Origin of the sequence: Halomonas sp. Ps84H-12 (assembly GCF_024124725.1) — a bacterium.
In the GTDB taxonomy this organism is placed as follows: Bacteria; Pseudomonadota; Gammaproteobacteria; order Pseudomonadales; family Halomonadaceae; genus Vreelandella; species Vreelandella aquamarina.
In genome coordinates this window covers 68486-78865 of the sequence record NZ_JAMXSJ010000017.1, presented here as the reverse complement: position 1 = coordinate 78865, position 10380 = coordinate 68486, and the positions used below count along the sequence as shown (strand labels likewise).

9 protein-coding genes and 1 pseudogene are annotated in these 10380 nt (G+C 56.9%); 3 read left to right on the top strand and 7 right to left on the bottom strand.

Features of this window, described 5'->3' with window-relative positions; translation table 11 throughout:
• Window positions 1-119 precede the first annotated feature (119 nt).
• The 3 genes and pseudogenes from NH344_RS10120 to ttcA all read left to right on the top strand — a co-directional run.
• Window positions 120-881: pseudogene (locus NH344_RS10120) on the top strand (putative nucleotidyltransferase substrate binding domain-containing protein); the annotation flags it as partial.
• A 5-nt stretch (window positions 882-886) separates the two neighbouring features.
• Window positions 887-1537, top strand: a complete 651-nt coding sequence (locus NH344_RS10115) for a DNA polymerase III subunit epsilon (protein ID WP_253027867.1) — start codon at window positions 887-889, stop codon at window positions 1535-1537.
• Between the two features lie 75 nt (window positions 1538-1612).
• Window positions 1613-2524 carry a tRNA 2-thiocytidine(32) synthetase TtcA gene (gene ttcA, locus NH344_RS10110; protein WP_044628714.1) on the top strand — a complete coding sequence of 304 codons (912 nt, stop codon included), beginning with the start codon at window positions 1613-1615 and terminating at the stop codon, window positions 2522-2524.
• Here the strand turns inward: ttcA and fnr are convergent.
• The 7 genes from fnr to ccoG form a co-directional block, all read right to left on the bottom strand.
• Window positions 2511-3263, bottom strand: a complete 753-nt coding sequence (gene fnr / locus NH344_RS10105) for a fumarate/nitrate reduction transcriptional regulator Fnr (protein WP_054640963.1) — start codon at window positions 3261-3263, stop codon at window positions 2511-2513. The genes ttcA and fnr overlap by 14 nt on opposite strands.
• A gap of 57 nt (window positions 3264-3320) precedes the next feature.
• Window positions 3321-4748, bottom strand: coding sequence for an oxygen-independent coproporphyrinogen III oxidase (gene hemN / locus NH344_RS10100; RefSeq protein WP_058577153.1), 1428 nt, complete (start codon window positions 4746-4748; stop codon window positions 3321-3323).
• A gap of 176 nt (window positions 4749-4924) precedes the next feature.
• Window positions 4925-5620 carry a sulfite exporter TauE/SafE family protein gene (locus NH344_RS10095; protein ID WP_044628711.1) on the bottom strand — a complete coding sequence of 232 codons (696 nt, stop codon included), beginning with the start codon at window positions 5618-5620 and terminating at the stop codon, window positions 4925-4927.
• Window positions 5617-5835 (bottom strand): cbb3-type cytochrome oxidase assembly protein CcoS, encoded by a 219-nt coding sequence (ccoS, locus tag NH344_RS10090; RefSeq protein ID WP_044628710.1) that lies wholly within the window; start codon window positions 5833-5835, stop codon window positions 5617-5619. Before ccoS ends, NH344_RS10095 begins: the two co-directional genes overlap by 4 nt.
• Entirely contained in the window at window positions 5832-8282 is a 2451-nt protein-coding gene (locus tag NH344_RS10085; RefSeq protein WP_228168333.1) for a heavy metal translocating P-type ATPase, read from the bottom strand. The genes ccoS and NH344_RS10085 overlap by 4 nt, the downstream gene beginning before the upstream one ends.
• On the bottom strand, window positions 8279-8803 hold the full coding sequence (locus NH344_RS10080) for a FixH family protein (RefSeq protein WP_058577155.1): 525 nt from the start codon (window positions 8801-8803) through the stop codon (window positions 8279-8281). The genes NH344_RS10085 and NH344_RS10080 overlap by 4 nt, the downstream gene beginning before the upstream one ends.
• 7 nt (window positions 8804-8810) lie before the next feature.
• Window positions 8811-10247: a cytochrome c oxidase accessory protein CcoG gene (gene ccoG / locus NH344_RS10075; protein WP_253027866.1), complete on the bottom strand. Its 1437-nt coding sequence runs from the start codon at window positions 10245-10247 to the stop codon at window positions 8811-8813.
• Window positions 10248-10380 lie beyond the last annotated feature (133 nt).

The following is a 10380-nucleotide window of genomic DNA, read 5'->3' as shown; positions in this document are numbered from 1 at the left end:
TTTCTCTCGACCGCCGTCAAGCAAGGGGTAGCGGCGCATACCGCACTGGAGCAACTGTTTGCGGGGGAGGTGCCAGCCTTCATGCAGCAAGAAGCCCCGACTCAGCCAACCGGTGCTGAATAGTTACAACCGATCAAGATAATGGGTTGATCTTAGCTGATGATTGCCAGTGGCCCACGGTGGCTGAGGAGATGAACACTCTAACGGAAACGCTAATCCAGCTAGGCTATCCACCTTGCCCCGGCAATATCATGGTGTCTAACCCAGAGTGGGTGGGTACGGTTTCCCAGTGGAAAAACAATATCACTAAGTGGGTCAATGCCCGAGATGGCGATAGCCTGATGAAACTAGCGATTCTATTGGACTCCCACGGCGTGGCGGGTAATCCGGCGCTACTGGATCAGGTGCGTGAAGCGCTGTTTGAGCGCTGCTCCCACGATGAACTGCTGCTCTCTTACTTTGCCCGGGCGGCACTGCGCTTCTCGACGCCGCTGACGCTATTTGGCTCGCTGAAAAAGCCCCAGCACGGTATTGATATCAAAAAAGGCGGTATTTTTCCGATAGTCCACGGTGTGCGTACGATGGCCCTTGAGCGGCGCATTAATGCGACCTCTACCTTGGACCGCTTAGATGCCTTGGCCGCCGATGGGCGGCTTGACCGCCGCTTTGCTGATGATCTAGGCGAGGCACTGGCGCTGTTTACCGAGCTACGCCTTCGTCAGCAGCTTCAGGAGTTGGATAACGCCAACCCTAAACGCACCAATCGAGTGGTCGTTCAGGAGCTCTCTTCGCTAGAACGGGACTTGTTGCGTGAAGCCCTACACATCGTGAAAGACTTTAAGCAGCGTCTTTCCCATCGTTACCATTTGGAGTATTCGTGAGCGGAATGCGCTTGTTAGATCGACATATGACCCTGTTCAGCGGTTCACTGCGCACTCTGCTTCAGCGTGAGAGCGACCGCCGTCGCTGGGCGGACTCGCCCTATGCCTGGCTGTTTCAGCCTTATATGGGGGAAGAGGCCGTGGCCATGGCGTGCCAGGTAAGCGCCGTTCAGCCCGCTGTATTGAGTGTGGCGGCGGTGGTGCTAAGCCCGCGCCAAGTGCACACCAGCCGTACGTGGGTGGCCACCTTAGCCGCGTCACCGGCGCTGGCGCCTGCTACTCTGCGACGCCATCATCAGTTGCATACCACGCACTCGCCCCGTTCTCCCGATGCTGAGTGTCTGAGTGAGCTGGCGGAGTTTATTGGCAATCGGCCGTTAGTCGGGTGGCAATTAGAGAACACCATTGAGCCGCTTAATGGGCTGTTTCGAAACGTGCTGGGATTCGGGCTGCCTAACGCGCAGGTGGATATTGCCAAGCTGCACGGGCGTCAGCTACGGCGGCTGCATCCTCATATCGAAGCCAGCAGCTGCCTTGGTGATGCGCTTACCCGATGGAACCTGCCCCCATTAACCTGGCCCAGCGTGGTCAGCGAAGCCACCGCCAGCGCGTTGCTGTATCTGCGTCTTCAACGCGAGATAGCGTTAACTGCCTAGGGTTTGTATTGGGTAGAGCTTCGTAGTGTTGTTAGAATATGCGCTGCTCCTTCACCCATCGGCAGTGCGACGATCATGTTACAACCTGACTACTTTGACCCCACTTCGTCAGACAGCGCGTCTGACGAGCCCCTTGTCCAGCAGCATGAGCTGCAGGATGCCAAGCAGAAGCGTGAATTCAACAAGTTGCAAAAACGCCTGCGGCGCGAAGTAGGGAACGCCATCATCGATTACAACATGATCGAGGATGGCGATCGGGTCATGGTGTGTCTCTCTGGTGGTAAAGATAGCTATACGATGCTGGAGATTCTACGCAACCTACAGCGCAACGCACCGGTTAATTTTTCCCTGGTAGCGGTCAATATGGATCAGAAGCAGCCAGGTTTCCCAGAACACGTGTTGCCCCAGTACCTGGATAAGCAAGGCGTGGAATATCACATTCTGGAGCGTGATACCTACTCGGTGGTGAAGGAGAAAACCCCGGAAGGTAAAACCACCTGCGCACTCTGCTCAAGGCTGCGGCGTGGTTCGTTGTATGGCTTTGCCGAGGAGATTGGGGCCAACAAAATTGCTTTGGGTCACCACCGGGAAGATATCCTGGAGACGCTGTTTCTCAATATGTTCTTTGGCGGCACCTTAAAAGCCATGCCACCGAAGCTGCTCTCGGATGATGGTAAAAACATCGTGATTCGCCCGCTGGCCTACTGCAAAGAGGCGGATATTGCGGAGTTTTCAAGGCTGATGGAGTTTCCGATCATTCCCTGCAACCTGTGCGGCTCTCAGCCCAATATGCAGCGCCAGGTTGTCAAAGAGATGCTGGCGGAGTGGGATAAAAAACACCCCGGCCGGTTGGAGAGTATGTTCAAAGCGGTGACCAACGTTGCCCCTTCGCAGCTTGCCGACCGTGAGCTGTTTGATTTTGCCGGTCTGGAAGCGAAGCAGGCCGCATTGATGGAAGGGCGCATTCAGGCGTTTAACGTGAGTTAACCGCCTGGGCTTCCTCTTCAGCTAGGGTGATGAGGCGCTGCATATCCAAAATATTGACCTCGCGCCCGGAGACGGCCACCACGTTTTGCTGCTGAAAGCGGCTAAGAATACGGCTAACCGTCTCCACCGCGAGGCCTAGATAGTTGCCCATATCTGCCCGTGACATGGAAAGCCGGAAGCTATAGGGGGAGTAGCCCCGGCGCCGAAAACGGTCAGAAAGTGTAATCAAAAAGCTGGCCAGCCGCTGATCGGCAGTTTTGCGTGACAGTAAACGCATCATCCGCCGGTCGTCTCGTAGTTCCTTGCTCATGCTGCGGTAAAGCTGGCCGCGCAGTTCGGGCAGCTCCTCGGAGAGCGAGTCCAAACGGTCAAACGGAATTTCGCATACCGTGGTGGTTTCCAGGGCAATCACGGTGCCGGGGTAGTGTTCTTCGTCAATCCCATCCAGACCCACCAGCTCGCTGGGTAGAAAGAAATTGGTGAGCTGGTCGTTGCCATTCCCTTCGCTAGTCACCTGCTTCAAGCTGCCAGAGCGCACCGCGTAAACGCTGGTGAAAGGATCTCCTTGGCGAAACAGCCGCTCGCCTTTTTTCAACGGCGAGCGGCGGCGGATAATCGCATCGAACTGGCTCATATCCTCAAGCTCTAGGGCAAGCGGTAGGCACAGCGAGCTTAGGCTACAGGTTTGGCAGCGCGCCTCTTGCAGCAGTGAACGTCGTTGGCTGGCAGGATATGACATGTGGTGCTCCCTTTTTATTAGCCATCATAGGCGCAGGGGGTAGGTGTCTCGATACGCTTATAAAATCTTCGAGTAGCGTTGGTTGCCCTGATGTTGCAGGTGATTATCGAAGGCCATGGCTAAGTGCCGAATCAACAGCCGTCCGGTGGGCGTAGCTTGTAAATAGAGGCCTTGGCGCACTAGCAGGCCATCCTGCTCGGCGGTTTTCAACCGTTCAAGAGCGGTTGAAAAGTAGTCAGCGGCATTTATCTGCCAACGCTGGCCTATTGCTTCAAGGTCAATGGCCATATCGCACATTAAGCGCTCAATCACCTCTCTGCGCATTAGGTCATCCTTATTTAAGAGTAACCCTTTTACGGTCGCTAGCCTACCTTCATCTAAGGCAGCTTCATAGTGGGACAGCTGAGTGGGGTTTTGTGCGTAAACGTCATCTACCCGAGAAATAGCCGACACCCCCAAACCAATCAAGTCGCACTGGGAATGGCTTGAGTAGCCCTGGAAGTTGCGCTGCAGCGTACCGTAGCGCTGTGCCTGAGCCAAGCTGTCCTCTGGGCGAGCAAAGTGATCCATACCAATATGTACATAGCCCGCTTGGGTCAGCATCTCAATAGTGGTACGCAAAATAGCCAGTTTTTCATCCGCGCTGGGCAGGTCGGCTTCATTAATACGTCGTTGGGGCGCAAAGCGGGTTGGCATATGGGCATAGTTAAAGACCGACAGCCGTGCCGGGCCCAGTTCAATCACTTGGCTTAGGGTATCAGCGAAGCTTTGCTCGGTTTGAAAGGGCAGGCCATAAATTAAATCGAGGTTGAGCGAGCGAAAACCAAGCCGGTGCGCCTCATCCATCAAGGTTTCAGTGAGCACCCGTGGCTGCACGCGATTAATCGCTGCCTGCACCTGTGGGTTGAGATCCTGAACGCCCAGGCTTAAGCGATTAAAGCCCAGCGACTGCAGGTGGCGCAGGGTAAAGACATCCGCTTCGCGTGGGTCAATTTCAATAGCGTAGTCGCGGTCCGGTGCGCTCGATAAGCCAAACCGTGCATCCAGGCGGTCTATTAAATCGCTCATCTGCGCCAGGGTTAAGAACGTCGGCGTGCCGCCGCCCCAGTGCAGCTGCTGCACTGGCCGCTTTGTATCAAGATGCCGGGAGGTCAGCACCATTTCTCGATCCAGCCGAGACAAGTAGGGCTCTGCGAGGGCTGTATTTTTCGTGGCGATTTTATTGCACGCGCAGTAAAAACAGATTTTGCGACAAAAGGGTACATGAACATAAAGTGAGAGCGGCTTTTGGCTGGCATTGCTGCGTTCAAGCGCCTGGGTCATATCGTCAGCGGTGAACTGGTCGTGAAATGAGAGTGCTGTAGGGTATGAGGTGTAGCGAGGGCCGCTGGTGTCGTAGCGGCGTATCAGGGCGTCATCCCAGGCGGTGGCCTCAACCGCTGCGGAAATAGGGTGAGCGAGAGCAGCAGTGGCATGAACGGGCATAAGGAGCGCTCCTAAGTAGCAGGGCAAAGCAAGAACCGATCAACATAAGCGACGAGCTTCGCAGCTCGAACGCGTGTTGGAATGCTACGTCAGCGTAGAAGGGAAAGCGTTGAGCTATATCAAGCGATAGGATGTTTATATTGAGTATTGTCTAGAGGAGTTTGATGGGTAAGCTCTTAATGCCCGGCATGGGGCATCAGCGCCCAAAGCTGCCACAGGGCAAAACCGATAATCGTCAGCGCCGCAAGGCTACGAGTCGCCGGGTGACGAATTAACTGGCTGAGCTGGCGGGCGGCCAGACCCGTGGCTAACAGGGCAGGCAGCGTTCCCAGGCCGAAGGCCCCCATCAATAGCGCCCCTTGTAGCGGGTCGGCGATGGCCAAGCTCCAGGCGAGCATCGAGTACACCAGCCCACAAGGCAGCCAGCCCCACAGGGCACCGAGCGCAAAGGCTTGCGGCAGGTGAACCACGGGCATCAAACGCCGCCCGACGGGTTCGATGAAGCGCCATAGCCTGCGCCCCACGGCTTCGACTTTCAATAGCCCTTTCCACCAGTTGGCGATATACAGCGCCATTAGGATCAGCATCACCGCCGCGACGACCTGCAGCGCGATACGCGCCTGAGGTGACAGCGATACTAAGGTGCCGAGCGCGGCCACCAAGGCCCCTGCCGTCATATAGCTCAGGATACGGCCCGTGTTATAGCTGAGCAGCAATCCCCCCATGCGAGCTGGGTGGCGCATGCTGGGCGGCACGGCAAAGGTGAGCGCACTCATGATGCCGCCGCACATGCCAATGCAGTGAGCACCCCCCATCAGGCCAAACACAAACGCCGCCATCAACGGCGGCAGGTCAAGTCCGGTCGGGTTCACGGCGGTGGCTCACGGTCACGGGGTGGCTTGGTACCTTTTTTGCGCTCGGCGCGCTGTTCGGGGGTGAGATCGTTCTCATCGTCGTCGAACAGAATGCGATGGGCAGGGCCTTCCAAGTCGTCGAACTGGTCATTCTTCACGGCCCAGAAGAACGCCCACACTGCCAGCCCCAACAGAATCAGCGACAGCGGAATCAGTAGGTAGAGAATGGTCATACGGTCACCGGTGTGGCTGGGGCTATCTGAGGAGCGGGTGAGGTACGCCAGCGCGTGAGGCGCAGCGCATTACCTACCACGAAGAGAGAGCTTAGCGACATACCGATCGCCGCCAACCAAGGCGGTACCAGCCCCATCGCGGCCAGGGGAAGCGCAGAGAAATTATAGCAAACCGACCAAATCATATTTTGGCGCATGATGCGCCGAGTGGCGCTGGCAATCTCGATGGCCTCGAAAATACGTATTAAGCGTGGGCTGAGCAAGACCGCATCGGCCCGAGTGCGTGCCAAGTCGGTGGCGCCATTCATGGCAATGGCCACATCGGCACCGGCGAGCACGGGTACATCGTTAATGCCGTCGCCAATCATGACCACACGTTCGCCCTGCGCCTGCAGTTCACGCAGCCGCTCCAGCTTACCTTCTGGTGATTTGCCCGCGTGCCAGGTGGTGATGTTGAGCTGCTCGGCTAAGCTCTCTACGGCTTCCTGCGTATCGCCTGACAGTAACTCAACGTTAAGCCCTCTGGCCTGCAGGGCGGCTACGGTTTGCGCAGCATCTTCACGGATACCGTCGTGGAGCTTAAACCAGGCCCGCGGGGCGCTATCTTCACTCAGCAGCAGCCACTGCCCGGCGCTGGGCGGCGTGAGTGGCTCGGTCGTTGCAAAATCGGGCTTGCCCAAGCGCCACGTTGTGCCGTTAAGCACGCCTTCTAGCCCGCTGCCGGTGACGCTTTTCACCTGACGCGCCTGCAGTGTGGCATCGCGGAACGGGCGAAACGCGCGGGCAATGGGATGCTCGGAGTGGGCTTCCAGCGCGGCGGCAATGGCCCGTAGCTGTTCGCTACTTTGCTCGTTTAACGGGCAGGTTTGGGTGAGCTGCATCTCGCCACGGGTGAGCGTGCCGGTTTTGTCAAAAATCACCCGCGTGGCGTTAGAAAGTGATTCGATGGCATCGGCGCGGGTGATCAGCACGCCACGCTGGCGCAGCTGTCCATGCCCTGCCGTGAGAGCCGTTGGGGTGGCGAGTGCCAGCGCACAGGGGCAGGTCACCACTAGAACGGAGAGCAGCACCCAAAGCATGCGGGAAGGGTCGATAAACCACCACGCCACGGTCACGCAAGCGGTGACCACCAGCAGGCGCAGTACAAACAGGTGGGCCATGCGCGCCGCCATTTGCGCCAAACGTGGGCGGCTGGCAAAGGCGCGGTCGGTTAAATCCACAATGCCCGCCACGCGTGCATTGTTGCCTGCATGAGTAACCCGCACCGTGAGCGGGTTTTCCATGTTTTGGCTGCCACCTACCACCTGTTCGCCCACTCGGCGGGTGACGGGCAGGTACTCGCCGGTCAGCATCGACTCGTCCAGGCTAGACTCGCCATCTTCGATAATACCGTCGGCGGGGACGCCATGGCCGGGCTTGATAAGTACGCGGTCGCCTGGGGCAAGCTCGCTAGCGGGCAGAATGCGTTCGCTGCCGTCAGCTTCCAGCCGTGTAGCAGACACCGGTAGCACGCCACTAAGCGCATTGCCGCTATGGCCGCTGCGCCGCCTAGCGCGTCCTTCCACGTAGCGGCCAAACAGTAGGAAGAAGGTGAACATGGCGACGGAGTCAAAATAGACCTCGCCAACGTTGAACAGAACGGCATAGCTGCTGGCCAGATAGGCACCGCCGATGGCCAGTGAGACGGGAACATCCATGCCTAGCACGCCCGTTTTTAGGTCGCGCAGGGCGTTACGGAAGAATGGCTGCGCTGAAAAGAACACCACCGGCGTTGCCAGAGCGAACGAGAGCCAGTGAAACAGCGCAAAGAAGTCTTCACTGAGTTCCCCAGGCCCCGACACATAAATGGGGATGGAGAACATCATCACCTGCATCATCCCGACCGCCGCCACTATTAAGCGGCGCACATTCATGCGCTCTTCATGCTGCAGCCGCGTCTGGGCTTGGTCGGGTTCATAGGGCTGAGCATCGTAACCAATCGCGGCAAGTTCAGCGAATAGCTGCGATAGCTTTACTACGTTTGGGTCCCAGGAAACCCGCAGGCGGTGATGGGTCAGATTCACCGCGCTGGAGACAACGCCTTCAAGCGCGTTCAATCGGTGCTCGATAAGCCAGGCGCAGGCGGCACAGGTAATCCCTTCTACGGCAAGCGTTGCCCTAACGTGGCCCTCATCGCCATCCGGATGAACAAACTGCGACTGTAGGCCAGGGTCGTCAAATACCGACCAAGTATCCGCTTTTGCAGCTTGACGCTCATCGGGGCGCTCAGGCAGTTCGGTACGGTAGCGGTAGTAGCTCTCTAATCCGCCGTCGACAATGGCATGGGCCACGGCTTCGCAGCCGGGGCAGCATAAAGAGTGGGACGTGTCATCAATGACGATACGCCACGGTGCCCCGTCGGGCACCGGGCTTCCGCAGTGGTAGCAGCTTAGCGCTTTAGTGCTCATTCGCTCTCTGACCGCCCTCCGGGCAGAAGGGCAACGCTCGTTTCATTGGGGAAGCGGGCTTCGCCGATCAGGCGCCACTCGGCGTCATCGCCTTGCACGGGCTGAATCTGTAGGTACCAGCGGTAGCGCAAATTATCCGGCCCCTGAGTGATATAGCGGCCTTCGCGCACGTGTTCTAGTACGAAGGATTGATCACGGTCATCTTCGGTGGGGAAGATGAGATCTAAATAGAGTTTATCCGGACGAGCATCGCCAGCAAGGTCGATCACAATATCACTAGTCAGTGGGTCGATGCGCAGGTCGGCGCTCAAATTGAGTTCGCGCGCGCGCTCCTGCTTCGCCAGCACCATGTTAATAGCTTTACCGTGCTCGTAGTAATCCTCCTGGACCACCATGCCGTCGTAGCTCTTGATCGACATGATGGCGAAGCCAGTACTAAATAGGATGGACGAAAACAGCAGCCCTAGTAAAAACCACGGCCAAAACTGTTTGTACCAGGGCGGAATCGAGGTGTCTGACATGACGCATTTATCTCCTAATGTCGCTCAAGAACCGCGTTTCGCGGGTCTGGCGAATTTGCTCATCTTGCTGCGCCTGCAGCGTAAACGTAATCGCGTGGCTGGGCTCGCTTAACGACGCTGGGTCGGCCAGTACGGTAATCACCTGAGTGCGTGATTCACCCGCAGGTACACGCAGCGAGGTGTTATCCAACTGCAAATTAGGTAAGCCTGCCGCGCTAATATCATAGGTGTGATCTTGGGAGTCCAGGTTGCGCACAGTCAGGCTGTAGACGTTGCTGATCTGCCCGTCACGGGTCATTTGGTAGAGCTGAGTACGCTCGCGCTCAGCGTCAAAGCTCATCGGGGTACGGTCATTAACTGCCCAGGCAAAAGTCGCCATCATCACCACCAAAGCAACGAAATAGCCAATCAAGCGCGGGCGAAGAATATGACTTTTCTTGCCTTCCAGCGCGTTTTCAGTGGTGTAGCGAATAAGTCCTCTGGGGTAGCCCATTTTATCCATCACGCTGTCGCAGGCATCGATGCAAGCGGCGCATGTGATGCACTCGTATTGCAGGCCGTCGCGTATATCAATGCCGGTGGGGCAGACCTGCACACAGAGTTCGCAGTCGATACAGTCTCCCAAGCCCGCTTCTCGCGCTTGCGTATGGCTAAGTGATTTCTTACGTCTACCACGTGGCTCGCCTCGCGCTTCGTCGTAAGAGACGATCAGCGTATCGCGATCAAACATGACCGACTGGAAGCGGGCGTAGGGGCACATATAAATACATACCTGCTCACGCAGCCAGCCTGCGTTGAGGTAGGTAAAGACTAAAAAGAACCCAACCCAAAAATAGGACCAGCCGTGGGCTTCTAGAGTGGGAAGCTCCATGACAAGTTCACGAATCGGCGTAAAGTAGCCTACAAACGTCACACCGGTTGCCAGAGCGATCAGCAGCCAAGCGGTATGCTTCGCGCCCTTACGCCAGGCTTTATTGGCATTCATCGGTTGGTTGTCTAGCTTTATGCGCTGGTTGCGCGAGCCTTCGATCCGGTGTTCAAGCCAGATAAAGAGAAATGTCCAAACACTTTGCGGACAGGTGTAACCGCACCATACCCGCCCCGCAAAAACGGTAATAAAAAATAGCCCAAAGGCGCAAATAATCAGCAGCCACGACAGAAGAACAAACTCTTGAGGGTAAAACGTGGCGGCAAAGATATGAAATTCTCGGCCCGCTAAGTCAAACCACACCGCAGGGCGGTCGCCCCAGTTTAACCAGGGCAGCAGAAAGAACCCCATCATTAGCGCCCAGTTCGCGCTGCGTCGTACCTTTTGAAACAGCCCTTTGATCTCCCGCACGTAGATATGCCGCCGCTTGGCGTACATCTCTTGCGTGGTGGTGTCTCCCGGCGTGTGGTGCCCAACGGTTGGCGGCGTAATATCGTGGCTAGGTATTTTTTCCATGGCGGTGATCGCAGCTCAATAGGCAGGAGTGGACGATAGCCTGGCTCACGCAACCTTCATTGGTGAAGGAGATCGCGTCGCTGTATGTCGAATCGCTATACACACATTGCTAAACAATAGTGTAACGGATAGC